This window comes from Altererythrobacter sp. C41 (assembly GCF_016803135.1).
In the GTDB taxonomy this organism is placed as follows: Bacteria; Pseudomonadota; Alphaproteobacteria; order Sphingomonadales; family Sphingomonadaceae; genus Pelagerythrobacter.
Window position 1 is genome coordinate 362,465 of record NZ_JAEVFE010000001.1, and the last position, 15,866, is coordinate 378,330.

The window sequence follows — 15,866 nt, forward strand, 5'->3', positions numbered from 1 at the left end:
TCTTTTGGCCTTTTTCCGCAGCTTTGGGTAAGGACCCGCGGTCCCTGTCAGATGCGGGTTACGGCAGTCGCAGGTCACTGCGGCAAGGGCCCGAAACACATACGGAAATACGCAACCGCATGAGCTTCTTCTCCAATATGTTCAAATTCGGCTCACCCAACCTCGCGATCGACCTCGGAACTGCCAACACGCTGGTCTACGTTCAGGACCAGGGCATCGTTCTCAACGAACCGTCGGTGGTCGCGATCGAGACGATCAACGGGATCAAGCGGGTCAAGGCGGTTGGCGACGACGCCAAGATGATGATGGGCAAGACGCCCGACAGCATCGAGGCGATCCGTCCGCTGCGCGACGGCGTGATTGCGGACATCGAAATCGCGGAAGAGATGATCAAGCACTTCATCCGCAAGGTGCATGGGAAGCGGAGCCTGTTCCGCTATCCCGAAATCACGATTTGCGTTCCCTCGGGTTCGACCTCGGTCGAGCGCCGCGCGATCCGCGATGCGGCGAGCAACGCCGGCGCGAGCGCGGTCTACCTGATCCTCGAGCCGATGGCTGCGGCGATCGGCGCCGACATGCCGGTGACGGAGCCCGTCGGGAGCATGGTGGTCGACATCGGCGGTGGTACCACCGAAGTCGCGGTGCTCTCGCTGCGCGGCCTCGCCTACACCACCTCGGTCCGCACCGGCGGCGACAAGATGGACGAGGCAATCGTTTCTTACGTTCGCCGCCATCACAACCTGCTGATCGGTGAAGCGACGGCGGAACGGATCAAGAAGGATTACGGCATCGCCACCGTGCCGGAAGACGGCGTGGGCGACATCATTACCCTCAAGGGCCGCGACCTCGTGAACGGCGTGCCCAAGGAAATCACGATCAACCAGGCGCATGTCGCCGAGGCGCTCGCCGAGCCGATCGGCGCGATCGTCGAAGGCGTGCGTATCGCGCTTGAGAACACCGCGCCGGAACTCGCCGCCGACATCGTCGATCAGGGTATCGTCCTCACCGGGGGCGGCGCGCTGATCCAGGGGCTCGACGAGCACCTGCGCGAGGAGACCGGCCTTCCGGTCAGCATCGCGGAGGATCCATTGTCCTGCGTCGCCGTCGGCACCGGCCGGGCGATGGAAGATCCGATCTATCGCGGCGTGCTGATGACCGCTTGAGGGGAGATATATGGCGCCGCCTTCGTCACGGCGCTCGAGCTATTCGCGCAGGGCGCAATACGGGGTTTTTACCGGCTACGTGATTGCCGGGGTCGGCGCGCTGATCGGCGCCATCCTGCTCGCTCTCTCGCTCTGGCGGCCCGCCAGCTTCAACGGCCCGCGCACGGTCGCGCAGGACGCAGTAGCCCCCGCCGCAGAAGCCAGCGCGGAAGTTCGGGCCGAAAGCCAGAATCTGATCGAGGCGATCCGCGGCTATCTGCGCGCGGGTAGCCAGAATGCCGAGCTGAAGCAGGAAGTCGAACTCGCGCGTATCCGCCTGGCGGAGGCCGAGGCGATCAAGCGCGAGAACGCGCGGCTCAAGGCGCTGCTCGGCCTCGAGCAGCAGGAGAACACGCGGCCAGTTGCCGTCGCACGGCTGATCGGATCGAGCTCCGCCAGCGCCCGGCGTTTCGCCTACCTTGGCGCGGGTAGTGCCGATGGCGTCAGGGTCGGAATGCCAGTGCGCAGTCCGCGCGGCGTGGTCGGCCGGGTGCTGGAAGTCGGGCGGCACAGCTCCCGCGTGCTCCTGCTGACCGACAGCCAGAGCGTTCTCCCCGTCCGGCTGACCGACAGCAACGTCGTCGCCTACGCCGAAGGCCGGGGCGACAGCATGCTGCGGATCCGCCTGATCAACCTCGGCATCAATCCGCTCGAGAAGGGCGATATCTTCGTGACCAGCGGCGCCGGCGGGTATTACCGGCCCGGTACTGCGGTCGCCATCGTCGCCGAAAAGACCGAAGACGGCGCGCTCGCGCGGATCATCAGCGATCCTGCGGCGACCGACTACGTGGCGATCGAGGAGATCTGGCAACCGCAGGCGATCAGGGCCGCCGAAACCCCGGTCGAGCAATCCGTCGCCGACGCGGACGACACCTGATGGAACGGGCCGATCCGAGATCGCGGAGGGACGCCTACGGTTCGCGGATCAATCGCGCGCACTCGCCGCTTCTCGCCTACGCCGTGCCGTGGGCGACGATCCTGTTCGCCAGCCTTCTCCCGCTGTTTCCGATCGCCTCGGCCGCGCCGATCGTGCCGCCGGTCGGGCTGATGACGCTCCTCGCCTGGCGGCTCGTGAGGCCGGGGCTCCTGCCGGTCTGGGCGGGTTTCCCGCTCGGCATGTTCAGCGACCTCTTTAGCGGTCAGCCCTTCGGCAGCGGCATCATGCTGTGGTCGCTGGCAATGATCGTGATCGAAGCGATCGAAACGCGCTTTCCCTGGCGCAGCTTCGTTCAGGACTGGTTGATCGCGGTGGGGATAGTCGCCTGCAGCATCGTCGCGGCGGCCTCTCTCTCGGGCGCTTCGCTGGGTCCGCCCCTGTTCGCGGCCCTCGTTCCTCAGGTCTTGCTGTCGCTGATGCTCTATCCCATTATCGCGCGAATGGTCTCCACTCTCGATCGGTTCCGGCTGCTGCGCGTTCGGATTCTCGGCTGATGTTCCGCAGGAAACCGCTGTTCCGCAAAGCATCGCAGGTCCAGATCACCTCCGCCACGCTCGAGAATACCTACGACCGGCGCAGCTTCGTCGTGGCCGGCTTCGGCGCAAGCATCGGCCTGCTGCTGGCCGGCCGGATGAGCTATCTCGCGATTGCCGAGAACGAGAAGTACGCGACGGAAGCGGAAAGCAACCGGGTCAACCTGTCGCTGATCCCTCCCCGCCGCGGGTGGATCGTCGACCGCAGCGGAGCCCCGCTCGCATCCAACCGTGCGGATTTCCGCGTCGACGTGATCCCCGAGCGGATGAGTCGTCCCGAACAGCAGATGGCGGTCCTGCAGGAGGTGCTGAACCTCGATCAGGCGGCGATGGCCGATCTGCGCGAGCGCATCGGCCGGACGCGCGGCTTCCGACCGGTCGAAGTCGCCAGCGGCCTTTCCTACGAGCAGTTCGCGGCGCTGAGCGTTCGCCTGCCGAACCTCCCCGGCGTCGTCCCGCAGCGTGGCTATTCGCGCTATTATCCCACCGGCCCGTCGGTCGGACACCTGATCGGCTACGTCGGTCCCGCTTCCGCCGAAGAGTACGAGAAGGACCGCAACCCGCTGCTGATCACGCCCGGATACAAGATCGGCAAGGACGGTCTGGAGAAGCAGTTCGAGCAGCGGCTTCGCGGTGTGCCAGGTGCGCGCCGCGTGGAGGTGACCGCATCCGGCCGCATCGTGCGCGACCTCGAAACGCGCGAAGACATTCAGGGCAAGCCGGTCAAGCTGACCATCGACGGCCCGCTGCAGGACTATGCGGCGCGCCGCATCGGGCCGGAGTCGGGCTCCGTCGTGGTGATGGACTGCCGCACGGGCGACGTGCTGTGCATGGCCTCGATGCCCAGCTTCGACCCGAACAGCTTTTCCGACGGCATCGGGCGCGTCGAATACGCCATGCTGCGCGACGACGAGCGGGTGCCGCTGCGCAACAAGGTGCTGAAGGGCCTCTATCCGCCCGGCTCCACCGTGAAGCCGATGGTGTCGATGGCGCTCCTGCGGGAAGGCGTCGACCCGGAAGAGACCGTGTACTGCGGGGGCGGCTTGCGGGTGGGCAACCGCGTGTTCCACTGCTGGCAGCGCCGCGGCCACGGCCAGGTGAACATGGCGAAGGGCATCTATCAGAGCTGCGACGTCTATTTCTACCACTTGGCGCAGCGCATCGGGATGGATCCGATCGCGGCGATGGCCCGCCGCTGCGGCATGGGGCAGGAATTCGACCTGCCGGTCCTCAGCCAGTTCTACGGCACGGTGCCCGATCCGGCGTGGAAGCTGGAGAAGTACGGCACGAAATGGCAGGCCTACGATACGGTCAATGCCACGATCGGTCAGGGTTACATGCTCGCAAACCCGCTCCAGCTCGCGGTCATGGCCTCGCGCCTGGCGAGCGGGCGCCATGTCGAACCGCATCTGCTGTTCGGCGAATCCGACGGCGAGTTCCCCCCCGCCGACTTCGCCCCCGAGCACGTCGCCCTCGTGCGTCAGGCGATGAGCGACGTGATCAACGGGCCCGGCACCGCCGGCCGCGCGCGGCTGCCGATTGAAGATGTGCTGATGGCGGGCAAGACCGGCACCGCGCAGGTGGTGTCGCTGTCGGTGTCCGATGGCACCTCCGGCCCATGGAAATATCGCGACCACGGGCTGTTCATCTTCTTCGCGCCCTACGACAATCCACGCTATGCCGGGGCAGTCGTGATCGAACACGGCGGCGGGTCCAGCTCGGCTTACCCGATCGCCCGCGACGTGATGACGTTCCTGTTCGACCCGCGCAAGGGAATGGACGCCCTGCACGCGCTGGAGAAGCAGTGGGGGGGCAACGCACAGGAACGGCTCGCCGCCCGCTATGCCGCCTATGCGGCGCAGGCGGGCGAAGCCGTGGCGCCTGCACCGCGGCGTGATGAGGAGATCTTCGCTCGCGTCGACGCGGAAGCGCGCGCCGCCGCGATGATCCCTGTCACCGAGGCGACCGACGCAGCCATCAACCGTTCGGATGTCGCCGAATGAACTCCGTGATCCCTACGCCCATCGCTCGCCAGCCCTGGTCGATGCTGTTCCCGCTGATCGCGTTGGTCGGTTTCGGCGCCATGGTGCTGTTTTCCGCGGCCGGCGGAAGCTGGGAGCCCTACGCGACCTCGCATGTCGTGCGCTTCCTGCTCTTCCTCGTCATGGCCTCGGTAATGACGCTGTTCAGACGCGAGTTCGTGCGTTTCGCGGCTTATCCCGTCTATGGCATCATTCTCGTCCTTCTGATGGCCGTGGAAGCGATGGGTTTCGTCGGCGGCGGCAGTCAGCGCTGGCTCAACCTCGGCATCATCCACCTGCAGCCGTCGGAGTTCATGAAGCCGGCGATCGTTCTCGTCCTCGCGAAGTTCTACAGCGAGCTTCCCCCGGGCATGATCACTTCGTGGCGCGCGCTGGTGCCCGCGGCGGGATTGATCGCGATGCCGATGGGCCTCGTCCTGCTGCAGCCCGATCTCGGCACCGCCCTGGCCATCGGCTTCGGCGGCGCCACGGTGATGTTCCTCGCCGGCCTGCCGCTCCGCTGGTTCCTCACGGCAGGCGCCGCGGCCGTGGTGATCGCCCCGCTCGCCTATTTCTTCGGCCTTCACGACTACCAGCAACGCCGCGTGACGACGTTCCTCGATCCGGAGAGCGATCCTCTCGGCGCGGGCTACCACATCACGCAGTCGAAGATCGCGATCGGATCGGGCGGACTGTTCGGCAAGGGATTCAATGAAGGCTCGCAGAGCCACCTCAACTATCTCCCCGAGCCGCACACCGACTTCGTCTTCGCCACCATGGCAGAAGAATGGGGTCTCCTGGGCGGATTCGCCGTGATCCTGATCTACGGCCTCATCATGCGCTGGGGCCTGAGCGTTGCGCGCAAATCGCACGACCGCTTCGGCACGTTGCTCGCCTCGGGCATGGTGGCGACGATGTTCTTCTATGTCGCGATCAACCTGATGATGGTGATGGGGCTCGCCCCGGTCGTGGGCATCCCCCTGCCCTTCATGAGCCACGGCGGCTCGTCGATGATGACCAACATGATCTGCATCGGCACGTTGATGATGGTGAACCGCTGGAACAACCGCGCCCCGCGCAGCCGATTGAGTTAGAGCGAAAATCGCCCCTTTTCATGCGCGCGGAGATCGCTATATGCAGCGCCTCCCGAGTCGGACGGCAGCAGCCGGCCCGACAGTCCGACGGGATGTGGACGCATAGCTCAGTTGGTAGAGCAGCTGACTCTTAATCAGCGGGTCCTAGGTTCGAGCCCTAGTGCGTCCACCACCTTTTCAATGACTTAGCGGAAATCGCGCGGCGTCATTCCGACAATCGTACGGGATCGACGGAACCGCAGAACGAGCGCACGAGACGCTGTCGAGAAAACCAGTGCGGAACCGCTGGAAGATCGCACATCGCCGCAATCGACGCCCGAGTTGCTCGCTTCTCGGGCCGCTTCCCCCCGCATCCCGGCGAAGTGCCCGGACGTCTCCTCAAGTTCATCCCCTCGCGTAGGCAACGAAACCCTCGAGGAACGCCCCGAGCCGCTCCCTCGATTTCGGGTCGGTGAGCTTACCCGCATCATCGAACGCTGTGCTGGCCCGCGGGACCAGCATTCGCCCGCTGGACCACAAGTTTACGCCGAGGGTTCGCAGCACGGGTAACCATGCGTTCTGTGAAAGGATCGTCCCGAACGCTCCAGGCGAAGCGCCCATCAGCGCCGCTTTCTTGCCGCCGAACACCCGCTCGATGTCCGAGGCCGGCCGCGTCGTCCAATCGATCGCGTTCTTGAAGACACCGGGAATTCCGTTGTTATACTCGGGCGTTGCCAGCAGCAGGCCGTCCGCGCGTGCGATTTGCTCCTTGAGAACGACCACCGGCTCGGGAAGTCCATGCTCAGCCTCGAGATCACCATGATAGAGCGGGATGCCCTCGATCGTGCCGATCTCGAGCGTCGCGCCCTCCGGCATCAGGTCCGCGGCGGCTCGCAGCAGCGCGGAGTTGAACGAACCTTCCCGAAGACTGCCCGAGAGACCGAGTATCTGAACCATCTGTCGTTCCAATCCTGCTAGGTGGCTTTCGCGAGTTGGCCCGGTCGGCTACGTGGGGAGCCGGGACTTCAGGCCACCCACTAGCCGAAAAGACCGCTCATTTCCTCAGCGATACGCAGCAACGAAGCCCCTTCTGCGGCTCTTCTGCAAGCTGGATCCCCGTTGTCGTTCGCGCCTCCTGCCCGTTCTGTCAGCCCACAACCACGTCCGCATAGTCGGGATGCTTGGCAAACCATGCCGCCATGAACGGACATTTGAGGACGAGCTTGTCACCCCGCTCGCGGGCCATGTCGAACACGCCGAGAGCGAGAGTCGAGCCAAGCCCCCGGCCGCCGTATTCGCTCGGCACTTCGGTATGGGTGAGGACGAGATAGCCGTTCTCGTCGCGGCGATAATAGGCAGCGGCGATATCTTCGCCATCGAGCGCGAGTTCGAAGCGGTGCTCGCCTGGGTTGTCGATGACGTCGGTAGAAGTGCGGTCAGGCATATCTCTTCTCCTGGTGCGGCGGCGTGCCTTTCGGTTCCCTGCGACCTGCTGGACCTGACTCGCACGTCGCGCCGGATGTTATTCCACCATATTGGAGCGAGCCAACTTCCTGTCAGCCGTCACCTTGGTAGCTGCCATCGCCTTCTGGCGGCGAACGGGGCTCAGCTCTAACTATCTATGGTTACCGCGGCTGCGCTCCCGCCGCGCATCCTGTCTGGCGCGCGGTGCCTGGGTCCGGACTTGCTGCTGCGAGCGCGCATCGGCTTGGCGGACCACCTGACGCTGTGCTCGCTGCTGATCTCGTTGGCGATCGACGTGTCGGCGCTGTTGCGTCTGCCGGGCAGCTTCCTGCCTCACCTGTTGCTGGCGGCGGACTTCCTGCCGTTGCTGCTGCATCCTCTCCCGGCGAGCCTCTGCGTTCACAGCTGCCTGGCGTTCACGACCAGCACGCTGCGTCTGCTGCTCGTTGCGGCGTCGCTCCACTTGCCGCGCCTGGGTCCCGCGCTCACCCGCCCAGTCCTTCTGGACCGAAGCGCGCTGCTGCCGTTCGGCGTTCTGACGAGGGGGTGCGGCCTGTCGCTGAAGATCCTGACGCGGCGTCGCGCGTTCCTGATGGCGCTCGGCGGCACGCTCCGAGCGCTGCGGGCGATCGACCTCGCGGCGTAGCTCGGCCCGGCGATTCCCCCCCTGCCCCGCTCGATCGGCACGGCCATTGTCCCGCTCGGGTGCAAGGTTGGCTCTCCGGAATTGCTCCCCGGATGGGCCATTGCCGCGCCGCTCCAACCGATCGGGTTCGGCGCTCCGAACCAGAGCGAGCCGTTCTTCGCGGCGCAGCATCTCGCGAGGCTCGCCCGCTCGCTCGCGCCTGATATCGGCCACCTTGAGTAGTTGCGCACGGCGGTTTTCAGCGGTGTAGAATTTCGGTGCGGGCGTGCGGTAGTCGGCCTTCTGCCAGCTGGCAAAGCCGCGCTCCGCCTTGCGCCTCAGCAGAGCCTCGCCGGCCCAGTCGCGATGAAGTCGCTGCCGATGTCGAACATCCCAGCGCTGCCAGTTGTCGTGATCGCGGCGCGCTTCTTGCCATTCGCGCCGTTCCTGCGCGACCTTGTCGCGATGCCTGTCCCAGAGCGGCGCCGGGACGCCGAAGCGCTTCTGTTGGTGGCCGGCCCGGTAGAGGCGTTCGCCGCGCAAATAGTAATCGCGCGCCGCCAGGCGTTGGTGCCTGGCCCGCCCGCCGTCGATGATCTGGCCATGACGGTCATAGATGACCATCAGCCGGTCGTCGCGGTAGCCATAGCTGTAATAGGGATCTCGCACGAGGAAGGGACGATAGGCGTCCGGCTCGTAATAGTAATAGCGGTAGCCGCCATAGACCGGCTCCGCATAGCGAACATAGCGGTCGCCTGTCTCCCAGGCCCAAGGCTGGATGCCGTCGTAGCCGAAAGCATAATCCGGCGGGGAATCGCCGAGCATGCCCGCCAGCGCGGCCGCCAGTGCAAGCCAGAGATAATCGTCGGAGCTAGAGGACTCAGTGTAGTAGCTCTCGTCCAGCGGCTCATAATATTCATCCGCGTACGGTGCATAATCATAGGCGGGGGCATAATCATACCCGCCATCCCAGGACGCCTGCATCGGCAGCGCTTGGGGCATTTCGGAATAGTTGCCGCTCAGCAGGCCAGGCTCCAGTCCAGCTAGATCGGTCATCGACCAGCCCGGCCCCAATGCCGCGTCGGATAACAGTGAACTGTGCTGCAGCTGATTCTTACTATCCTCGGGCTCGCAGGCGGAAAGCATGACCGTGAGCCCGGTCATCGCGCCCAGGAACAGCATCCTGCGGAGTTTCGACGTCGTCATAGTCTATCTCCTTTCCCGTCGACCACGCGGAATCGGGAATCATTCTTCGGATTATGACCTAACGACTGAACCGAAGGTGGGAGCTCCGTTCATCGAAGATTTTGCCTGGCTAACTGGCTCTCGCAGGATGACGAGTTCGCTCCTCATTCTGTGCGAGACGCTCACCGAAGGAGAAGCTCAAGAGCAATCCAATTCGACAATGCCTTATAACCCGTTGATTTATGGTATCGAAACAAACCACGAATTCACGGGATAACCGTTAGAAGAGTTGCATTCTATGGACTCTTGATCAGGCCTAGATTCATGCCCTGTGCCTCCTGTCGCCGGTTCCTGCCTCACCCTGGAGCTTGTACGGTCTGATCCGAAAGGGACTGCCGTTGAAAACATTCCTGCTCTACGCCGCAACGGCGCTGGCGGAGATCGCCGGTTGCTACATGGCCTATCTCTGGCTGCGTGAGGACAAGTCCGTCTGGTTGCTCGTGCCGGCGGCGATCGCGCTTGCGTTATTCGCATGGTTGCTGACGATGCACGAGACCGCGGCGGGGCGTGTCTACGCGGCCTATGGCGGAGTCTACATCGGCGCCGCGATCGCGTGGCTCTGGGTGGTCGATGGTGTCCGCCCGACGGTGTGGGACGTCGCCGGCGTGCTCGTTGCGCTCGCGGGCATGGCTATCATCATGTTTCAGCCTTCGGTGGCCAGTTGAGGGCGGCTTCGCCACGCGCCCCAACATTTCTTGGGCTAGGTTCGTCGTTCGCGATCCGGCAGAAGCGACCGGCGACCCGAAGGGCTCGTGTTAGCACGGCTCTCACCTCCAAGCCCCGCCTTCGGGTGGGGCTTTCTTTTGCAGCCCCCTTCCCCTGTAGCGATCGCGTAGCTACGCCGCGGTGGTTCATTGCCGCGGAGAAAGACATGGCGCGCTTCCTGATCGTCGAAGCCCGGTTCTACGACCACCTCAACGACATGCTGATCGACGGCGCACGTAGCGCTCTCGAAGCAGCCGGTCACGAGGCGGATCTGCTGACCGTTCCGGGTGCGCTGGAAATTCCTGGCGCGATCGCGCTTGCGGCGGAAAGCGGACGCTATGAAGGCTTCGTGGCGATCGGTGTGGTCATTCGCGGCGAAACCTATCACTTCGAGATCGTCGCGGGCGAAAGCGCACGCGGGATCATGGCGCTGACGATGGACGGCATCGCCATCGGCAACGGCATTCTGACGGTCGAGGACGAGCAGCAGGCGCTCGTCCGAGCGGACAAGGCGCAGAAGGACAAAGGCGGCGAAGCGGCCAAGGCCGCACTTGCGCTGCTCGCGCTTCAGGAGAAGTTCGCATGAGCGCGCATCCTGCCATCGGCGGCATTCCGCTCGTGCTGGGCGGGAACGTCTTCGGCTGGACCGCCACGCGCGACGAGAGCTTTGCGGTTCTCGACGCCTTCCACGAAGCGGGCGGGCGGATGATCGACACCGCCGACGTCTACTCTGCCTGGGTCGAAGGCCACCAGGGCGGGGAATCGGAACGGGTGATCGGCGAATGGCTCGAGACGCGCGGCGTGCGCGGCGAGATGCTGATCCACACCAAAACGGGGATGATGGGCGGTAAGGAGCTTTACGAGCCTGCGCGGGTCCTGCACTCGCTCGACGCCTCGTTGGAGCGGCTGCGGACCGACTATCTCGATCTCTACTACGCCCATAAGGATTATCCCGAATTGCCCGCCGGGGACATCGTCGAGGCATTCGATGGCGCGGTGGCGAGCGGCAAGGTCCGCGAGATCGGCGCCTCCAACTTCGATGCAGTGCGCCTTGCCGCCGCGCTGGAAGCCGCCGATGCGGCGGGACGGACGCCGTTCACCGTGCTGCAGAACGAATACAATCTCGTATCCCGCGGCAGCTACGGCGGCGACCTGCAAGCCCTGTGTACGGCGCGCGGCATCGCCATGCTGCCGTTCTATGGCCTCGCCTCCGGCTATCTGACCGGCAAGTACCGCACTCCGGAGGATTTCGAACGAGGTGCGCGGTCGGGCAGCGCCCGGGCCTACGCCGAAAAGGGCGCGCCCGTCCTGTCCGCCATGGACGAAGTCGCCGCCGAAACCGGTGCAAGCCTGCCCGCGATCGCGCTCGCATGGCTGGTGCGCCAATCGGGCATTCCCGCGCCGATCGCGAGCGCGCGCACCGTCGAGCAGCTAACCGATCTGCTTGAGTTCACTCGCGTGGAGCTGAGCGACGATCAGGTCGCCCGGCTGTCGGCAGCCCTCCCCGGCTAAGCTCAGGAACCTTCTCCCGCGCCGAGCGCTCGGCAAGCGATGAACGGTTCGCTCGAATGGATCGCCGCGGTCGGCACGATGATCGCCGCCGGTCTGATTGCCGCCGACCTGGGGCGCCGGGCTACCGGCTGGGGGTTTGTATTGTTCTGCGCGGTCGCGGTGACATGGATCGTCTCCGGCCTCACCAGCGACGCCCTGCCGATCGCGGCCATGAACGCGATCCTCCTGCTGATCAACGCCTGGGGCGTGTGGCAGTATCTCCTCAACCCGAAGAACCGGAAGAAGATCGAGAAGCTGGAGGAACTGGAAGAGGAAGCCGAGCGGGAGCTCGAAGCCGAGAAAGCCTGATCCCCGTCAGTCGCCCGTTGCCAGCTTCCCGAAGCAGCCCTCGCCCGCGTAGAGCGCACTGTCGCCCAGTTCTTCCTCGATGCGGATGAGCTGGTTGTACTTCGCAAGCCGGTCCGACCGTGCCAGCGAGCCGGTCTTGATCTGCCCGCAGTTGGTCGCGACCGCGAGATCCGCGATCGTCGCGTCCTCGGTCTCGCCCGAACGGTGGCTCATCACGGCGGTGTAGCCGGCGCGGTTGGCGATATCGACCGCCTCCAGCGTTTCGGTCAGCGTGCCGATCTGGTTGACCTTGACCAGCAACGAATTGGCGAGCCCTTTGCCGATCCCCATGCGCAGGCGTTCCGGGTTGGTCACGAACAAGTCATCGCCAACCAACTGGACCTTGTTGCCGACCAGCTCGGTCAGCGCCTTCCAGCCTTCGAAGTCGTCTTCGCTCATGCCGTCTTCGATCGAGCGGATCGGATAGTCGGCACAGAGCTTGGCCAGGTATTCGGCCATTTCGTCAGGCGTAAGCGACAGCTCTTCGCCCGCCAGGTCGTAGCGGCCGCTGGCGAAGAACTCGGTGGAGGCGCAATCGAGCGCGAGCGCGACATCGGCGCCGGGCTTGAAGCCGGCTCGCTCGATCGACTGCATGATGAAGTCGAGCGCGGCGCGGGTGCTCGCAAGATCGGGCGCGAAGCCGCCCTCGTCGCCGACCGCGGTGGAAAGCCCCTTCTCTGCCAGCCCTTTCTTGAGCGTGTGGAACACCTCCGCGCCCCAACGCACGCCGTCGGCAAGCGTCTCAGCACCGACCGGCATGATCATGAATTCCTGAATATCGATGGGGTTGTCGGCGTGCTCGCCGCCGTTGATGATGTTCATCATCGGCACCGGCAGGACATGTGCGGAGACGCCGCCGATGTAGCTGTAGAGGGGCAGTCCGCGCGCGTTCGCCGCGGCTTTCGCAACAGCGAGGCTGACGCCGAGGATCGCGTTCGCGCCAAGCCGCCCCTTGTTCGCGCTGCCATCGAGTGCGATCATCGCGAGGTCGATGTCGCGCTGATCCTCGGCATCGAGGCCCAGCAGAGCGTCGGAGATGTCGCCGTTGACCGCGTCCACCGCCTTGGTCACACCCTTGCCGAGATAGCGCGTCTTGTCGCCATCGCGCAGCTCCACCGCTTCGTGCGCGCCGGTCGATGCGCCCGAGGGGACAGCCGCTCGGCCGAAGCTGCCGTCTTCGAGGAGCACGTCGACCTCGACCGTCGGATTGCCGCGGCTGTCGAGGATTTCGCGGCCGTGAAGGTCGATGATGGCGGTCATGCTGCGCTCCGGAGTTGCGAGGTGTTGTAAAGGGCTATGACACTCCCATATCGGGAGCTAGGCGCCCTCTATGCGCCGGAACAATGCCACGCAAGTTACGTTGCGACACAGAACCGTGAAACCGCCGACGGCGGTGGTGGATAACGAACCAAGTGAGGGCTAAGGAACGAGATATGGCTGACGCGACGACCCCGAGCACGAGCAAGAAGAAGACCACCCGCAAGCCGGCGACCAAGTCGGCCGCGACCACCAAGGCTGCGCCCACGGTCGGCACGCCAGTGACGGCAGCCTCGACATCGGATCACCGCGCGGAGGCGAAGTCGCGCTTCAACTCGGCGCTCGAGGAAGCGAAGGCGGGTGCGGCGGCCCTCAAAGCCGAAGCCGCCGACCGCGCCGTCGCCTATCGTGATCAGGCCAAGGGCCGCTCGGAAGACTGGGTCGAAGAGGCAAAGACCTATGGCCGCCAGGCCAAGGGCAAAGGCCGGGAACTCGCGACCGAGGGCAAGACCAAGGCGAGCGAAGCGCTCTCCTCGCTCAGCAGGATGGTTTCCGAGAACGCCGCGGCGATCGACGAGAAGTTCGGCGCGCAGTATGGCGACTATGCGCGCAACGCCTCGCGGAGCTTGCAGGAAGCCTCGGTCAAGCTCGACAGTAAGAGCGTCGACGATCTGAGCGAGGACGCGCGCGAGATGGTCCGCAAGAGCCCCGGTCTCGCGGTCGGTCTCGCTGCGGTTGCTGGTTTCATGCTGGCGCGGATGTTCCGCGGCAGCCGCGACTGATCCCCCGCCCCGCGCGGTGGCATCCATGCACGACGAGCCCCTGCCCGCGCAGGACGGCGACGAGGAGCCCGCCGGGGAATCCCCCCGGTCCGGCTCCTCGTTGACCGACGACCTCGTCGCCCTGCTGGACGACGGGAAGACCTACTTCGAGGCGGAGAAGGCTTTTCAGAAGAGCCGCGCGATCTATGTTGCGCACGAGGGCAAGAGCGGCATCATCCATGGGCTGGTCGCCTTCGCCCTCATCCACACCGCATTGATCGGCCTGGTCGTCGGCGCAGTGATCGCACTCGCCCCCCTTCTGACCATCTGGGGCGCGACCGCACTCGTCACGGGTGTGCTGCTGATCGCCGGCGTGGTCATCGGCCGCAAGGCGCTGGCGCACTTCAGGGACGCGGGCAGCAGTTTCACGGGCGACGGGCAATGAGCGATCCCGAGCGCAAGATGATCGAAGACCGCGCACTGCGCGATGCAGCCTGGGCACTCGTCAAGGCCGACATTGCCCATCTCCGGGTAGACCTCACGACCAAGGGCATCGGCGCGCGTTTCCTCGACCGGGTAGCCGAAGGGGCGAGCGACGTGCTCGACGAGGCGGCGGAAGTGGCTGAAAACAATCGCGGCGTCCTGTTCACGCTGCTCGCGGCGGTGGTGCTCTGGCTGACGCGCAACCCACTCCTCGCACTGTTCGGCGACGATGACGGCGAGGATAAAGAAACCGAGGAACCCGAGCGCGATTGAGCCCGTTCGATCCACGACAACCCCATTCCAGCGGAGACGAGGCGATGGCCGACAATCAGAAGCGCGAAGAACTGAAAAACCGGATCGAGGCGGGCCAGCAACGCCATGCCAATCGCACCGTGGGCGATTACGCTCGCGAGGCGCGCGATACGGCCACCGCATTCGTCAAGGATCATCCCGTTGCGACAGTCGTGGGCGGCCTCGCGATCGGGGTGATCGTTGCCAGCATGCTTCCCGGTCCGGGCCGGCGGATGCGCAAGCAGGCGGCCCGGCGCGGCTCCGCGCTCGCGGCGATGGCGGCGGAGATCGGCCTTGCCTACGGGGCCAGCCTCATCGACAGCCTGGGCACCGCCGCGCGCGCAGGCGGCGACCGGCTCGAGGATTTCGGCGATGCGATCGGCGATAGCGCACACGATCTGCGCCGGAAGGCAAGCTTGCAAGGGAGCGCCGCCAGCGAAGGTGCGCGGCGGCTGACCCGCGAAGTCGGCAAGAAAACCGGCCGCAAGGTTCGCGATCTGCGGGCGCGGATGGCGCATTGATCCGGTTGGTCCGATGCACGCGGCGCGGCGGGCTTGCCTGCCGCGCCGTTTGCTTTAATGGCCGCGCCGTCCTCCCCAAGACCCCAGAGACAAGACATGGAAGAAACCGAAGCCAAGCAGCGGCTGCACCTCGTGATGGGCGGCCGCGTCAAGGATCCGCGGAGCCTGGAGTTCCAGGACCCGGAAAGCATTCACGTGGTGGGCGTTTTCAGCGACTACGACGCGGCCGTCGATGCCTGGCGCTCGAACGCACAGCGCACGGTCGACGATGCGGAAATGAAGTACGTCGTCGTCCACCTGCACCGGCTGCTGACGCCGGAGGTGTGATGCCACTGCAGCCCCCGCTTTCGCGGGGGCTCACTTTCGGGTTCAGATGAATTCGATCTTGTCGACGAGGTAGAACTTGTCGCCCGAGGGAACGGTGACTTCGATCTCGTCGCCCACGCTCTTGCCGATCAGCGCGCGGCCGAGCGGTGAGTTGTAGGAGATCCGCCCCTTGTTCGCATCGGCTTCGGTCTGGCCGACGATCTGGTATTTCACAGGCTTGTCATTATCGTCGAGCAAGGTGACGGTGGCGCCGAATACGATCTTGTCGCCCGACAGCGTCGAAGGATCGATGATCTGCGCGCGGCTGACGCGGTCTTCGATGTCCGCGATCTGCGCCTCGACCTGTCCCTGCCGCTCCTTCGCGGCGTGATATTCGGCGTTCTCCGAGAGATCTCCGTGCGCGCGCGCTTCCTCGATCGCGTCGACGATCTTCGGACGTTCCGCGCGCAGCGTCTTGAGGTCGGCCGTCAGCCGCTCGTAACCCTCCGCCAGCATCGGAACCTTTTCCATCGTAGCCATCGC

At 65.1% G+C, this 15,866-nt stretch carries 19 protein-coding genes and 1 tRNA gene; 15 read left to right on the forward strand and 5 right to left on the reverse strand.

The window, feature by feature from the left end:
- The first annotated feature begins 119 nt into the window (after positions 1–119).
- The 6 genes from JNO53_RS01670 (at position 120) to JNO53_RS01695 (ending at position 5,959) form a co-directional block, all read left to right on the forward strand.
- Positions 120–1,163 (forward strand): rod shape-determining protein, encoded by a 1,044-nt coding sequence (locus JNO53_RS01670; RefSeq protein ID WP_274380847.1) that lies wholly within the window; start codon positions 120–122, stop codon positions 1,161–1,163.
- Between the two features lie 10 nt (positions 1,164–1,173).
- Positions 1,174–2,079 carry a rod shape-determining protein MreC gene (gene mreC, locus JNO53_RS01675; RefSeq protein WP_203107079.1) on the forward strand — a complete coding sequence of 302 codons (906 nt, stop codon included), beginning with the start codon at positions 1,174–1,176 and terminating at the stop codon, positions 2,077–2,079.
- Positions 2,079–2,633, forward strand: coding sequence for a rod shape-determining protein MreD (locus tag JNO53_RS01680; protein WP_203107080.1), 555 nt, complete (start codon positions 2,079–2,081; stop codon positions 2,631–2,633). Before mreC ends, JNO53_RS01680 begins: the two co-directional genes overlap by 1 nt.
- Positions 2,633–4,675, forward strand: a complete 2,043-nt coding sequence (gene mrdA, locus JNO53_RS01685) for a penicillin-binding protein 2 (RefSeq protein ID WP_203107081.1) — start codon at positions 2,633–2,635, stop codon at positions 4,673–4,675. Before JNO53_RS01680 ends, mrdA begins: the two co-directional genes overlap by 1 nt.
- Positions 4,672–5,787 (forward strand): rod shape-determining protein RodA, encoded by a 1,116-nt coding sequence (gene rodA, locus JNO53_RS01690; RefSeq protein WP_203107082.1) that lies wholly within the window; start codon positions 4,672–4,674, stop codon positions 5,785–5,787. Before mrdA ends, rodA begins: the two co-directional genes overlap by 4 nt.
- A 96-nt stretch (positions 5,788–5,883) precedes the next feature.
- A tRNA-Lys gene (locus JNO53_RS01695) sits at positions 5,884–5,959 on the forward strand.
- Between the two features lie 212 nt (positions 5,960–6,171).
- Here the strand turns inward: JNO53_RS01695 and JNO53_RS01700 are convergent.
- The 3 genes from JNO53_RS01700 to JNO53_RS01710 form a co-directional block, all read right to left on the reverse strand.
- Positions 6,172–6,723: an NADPH-dependent FMN reductase gene (locus tag JNO53_RS01700; RefSeq protein ID WP_203107083.1), complete on the reverse strand. Its 552-nt coding sequence runs from the start codon at positions 6,721–6,723 to the stop codon at positions 6,172–6,174.
- A 190-nt stretch (positions 6,724–6,913) separates the two neighbouring features.
- Positions 6,914–7,210 (reverse strand): GNAT family N-acetyltransferase, encoded by a 297-nt coding sequence (locus JNO53_RS01705; protein WP_203107084.1) that lies wholly within the window; start codon positions 7,208–7,210, stop codon positions 6,914–6,916.
- Positions 7,211–7,381: 171 nt separating this feature from the next.
- Positions 7,382–9,061 carry a hypothetical protein gene (locus JNO53_RS01710; RefSeq protein ID WP_203107085.1) on the reverse strand — a complete coding sequence of 560 codons (1,680 nt, stop codon included), beginning with the start codon at positions 9,059–9,061 and terminating at the stop codon, positions 7,382–7,384.
- A gap of 377 nt (positions 9,062–9,438) precedes the next feature.
- Here JNO53_RS01710 and JNO53_RS01715 point away from each other — a divergent pair, with 377 nt between their 5' ends.
- From JNO53_RS01715 to JNO53_RS01730, 4 genes are all read left to right on the forward strand, one after another.
- Positions 9,439–9,765, forward strand: coding sequence for a YnfA family protein (locus JNO53_RS01715; protein WP_203107086.1), 327 nt, complete (start codon positions 9,439–9,441; stop codon positions 9,763–9,765).
- A gap of 206 nt (positions 9,766–9,971) precedes the next feature.
- Positions 9,972–10,391, forward strand: a complete 420-nt coding sequence (gene ribH / locus JNO53_RS01720; protein ID WP_203107087.1) for a 6,7-dimethyl-8-ribityllumazine synthase — start codon at positions 9,972–9,974, stop codon at positions 10,389–10,391.
- Positions 10,388–11,317 (forward strand): aldo/keto reductase, encoded by a 930-nt coding sequence (locus JNO53_RS01725; protein WP_203107088.1) that lies wholly within the window; start codon positions 10,388–10,390, stop codon positions 11,315–11,317. The genes ribH and JNO53_RS01725 overlap by 4 nt, the downstream gene beginning before the upstream one ends.
- Positions 11,318–11,356: 39 nt before the next feature.
- Complete coding sequence (locus JNO53_RS01730) at positions 11,357–11,665, forward strand: hypothetical protein (protein ID WP_203107089.1); 309 nt, start codon at positions 11,357–11,359, stop codon at positions 11,663–11,665.
- A 6-nt stretch (positions 11,666–11,671) separates the two neighbouring features.
- On the opposite strand, the gene eno is transcribed toward JNO53_RS01730, so the two are convergent.
- Positions 11,672–12,964, reverse strand: a complete 1,293-nt coding sequence (gene eno, locus JNO53_RS01735) for a phosphopyruvate hydratase (RefSeq protein WP_203107090.1) — start codon at positions 12,962–12,964, stop codon at positions 11,672–11,674.
- Positions 12,965–13,137: 173 nt separating this feature from the next.
- On the opposite strand from eno, the gene JNO53_RS01740 reads away from it, so the two are divergent.
- The 5 genes from JNO53_RS01740 to JNO53_RS01760 all read left to right on the forward strand — a co-directional run bounded on the left by JNO53_RS01740 (position 13,138) and on the right by JNO53_RS01760 (position 15,344).
- The gene (locus JNO53_RS01740; RefSeq protein ID WP_203107091.1) at positions 13,138–13,743 is read left to right on the forward strand and encodes a hypothetical protein; all 606 of its coding nucleotides are present in this window, start codon (positions 13,138–13,140) and stop codon (positions 13,741–13,743) included.
- A 25-nt stretch (positions 13,744–13,768) separates the two neighbouring features.
- Positions 13,769–14,167: a phage holin family protein gene (locus JNO53_RS01745; protein WP_203107092.1), complete on the forward strand. Its 399-nt coding sequence runs from the start codon at positions 13,769–13,771 to the stop codon at positions 14,165–14,167.
- On the forward strand, positions 14,164–14,478 hold the full coding sequence (locus tag JNO53_RS01750; protein ID WP_203107093.1) for a hypothetical protein: 315 nt from the start codon (positions 14,164–14,166) through the stop codon (positions 14,476–14,478). Before JNO53_RS01745 ends, JNO53_RS01750 begins: the two co-directional genes overlap by 4 nt.
- Positions 14,479–14,522: 44 nt before the next feature.
- The gene (locus JNO53_RS01755) at positions 14,523–15,017 is read left to right on the forward strand and encodes a hypothetical protein (protein ID WP_203107094.1); all 495 of its coding nucleotides are present in this window, start codon (positions 14,523–14,525) and stop codon (positions 15,015–15,017) included.
- 96 nt (positions 15,018–15,113) lie between these two features.
- Positions 15,114–15,344, forward strand: a complete 231-nt coding sequence (locus tag JNO53_RS01760; protein ID WP_203107095.1) for a DUF4170 domain-containing protein — start codon at positions 15,114–15,116, stop codon at positions 15,342–15,344.
- A gap of 42 nt (positions 15,345–15,386) precedes the next feature.
- Here the strand turns inward: JNO53_RS01760 and greA are convergent, their stop codons facing one another.
- Complete coding sequence (gene greA / locus JNO53_RS01765) at positions 15,387–15,863, reverse strand: transcription elongation factor GreA (RefSeq protein WP_119512289.1); 477 nt, start codon at positions 15,861–15,863, stop codon at positions 15,387–15,389.
- Positions 15,864–15,866 lie beyond the last annotated feature (3 nt).

Coding starts and splice junctions, on each gene's coding strand:
- JNO53_RS01700 (WP_203107083.1), bottom strand. CDS start 6,723: ATGGTTCAGATACTCGGTCTCTCGGGCAGTCTTCGGGAAGGTTCGTTC.
- JNO53_RS01725 (WP_203107088.1), top strand. CDS start 10,388: ATGAGCGCGCATCCTGCCATCGGCGGCATTCCGCTCGTGCTGGGCGGG.
- JNO53_RS01710 (WP_203107085.1), bottom strand. CDS start 9,061: ATGACGACGTCGAAACTCCGCAGGATGCTGTTCCTGGGCGCGATGACC.
- ribH (WP_203107087.1), top strand. CDS start 9,972: ATGGCGCGCTTCCTGATCGTCGAAGCCCGGTTCTACGACCACCTCAAC.
- JNO53_RS01740 (WP_203107091.1), top strand. CDS start 13,138: ATGGCTGACGCGACGACCCCGAGCACGAGCAAGAAGAAGACCACCCGC.
- mrdA (WP_203107081.1), top strand. CDS start 2,633: ATGTTCCGCAGGAAACCGCTGTTCCGCAAAGCATCGCAGGTCCAGATC.
- JNO53_RS01730 (WP_203107089.1), top strand. CDS start 11,357: ATGAACGGTTCGCTCGAATGGATCGCCGCGGTCGGCACGATGATCGCC.
- rodA (WP_203107082.1), top strand. CDS start 4,672: ATGAACTCCGTGATCCCTACGCCCATCGCTCGCCAGCCCTGGTCGATG.
- JNO53_RS01705 (WP_203107084.1), bottom strand. CDS start 7,210: ATGCCTGACCGCACTTCTACCGACGTCATCGACAACCCAGGCGAGCAC.
- JNO53_RS01745 (WP_203107092.1), top strand. CDS start 13,769: ATGCACGACGAGCCCCTGCCCGCGCAGGACGGCGACGAGGAGCCCGCC.
- JNO53_RS01755 (WP_203107094.1), top strand. CDS start 14,523: ATGGCCGACAATCAGAAGCGCGAAGAACTGAAAAACCGGATCGAGGCG.
- JNO53_RS01750 (WP_203107093.1), top strand. CDS start 14,164: ATGAGCGATCCCGAGCGCAAGATGATCGAAGACCGCGCACTGCGCGAT.
- JNO53_RS01680 (WP_203107080.1), top strand. CDS start 2,079: ATGGAACGGGCCGATCCGAGATCGCGGAGGGACGCCTACGGTTCGCGG.
- eno (WP_203107090.1), bottom strand. CDS start 12,964: ATGACCGCCATCATCGACCTTCACGGCCGCGAAATCCTCGACAGCCGC.
- JNO53_RS01760 (WP_203107095.1), top strand. CDS start 15,114: ATGGAAGAAACCGAAGCCAAGCAGCGGCTGCACCTCGTGATGGGCGGC.
- JNO53_RS01670 (WP_274380847.1), top strand. CDS start 120: ATGAGCTTCTTCTCCAATATGTTCAAATTCGGCTCACCCAACCTCGCG.
- greA (WP_119512289.1), bottom strand. CDS start 15,863: ATGGCTACGATGGAAAAGGTTCCGATGCTGGCGGAGGGTTACGAGCGG.
- mreC (WP_203107079.1), top strand. CDS start 1,174: ATGGCGCCGCCTTCGTCACGGCGCTCGAGCTATTCGCGCAGGGCGCAA.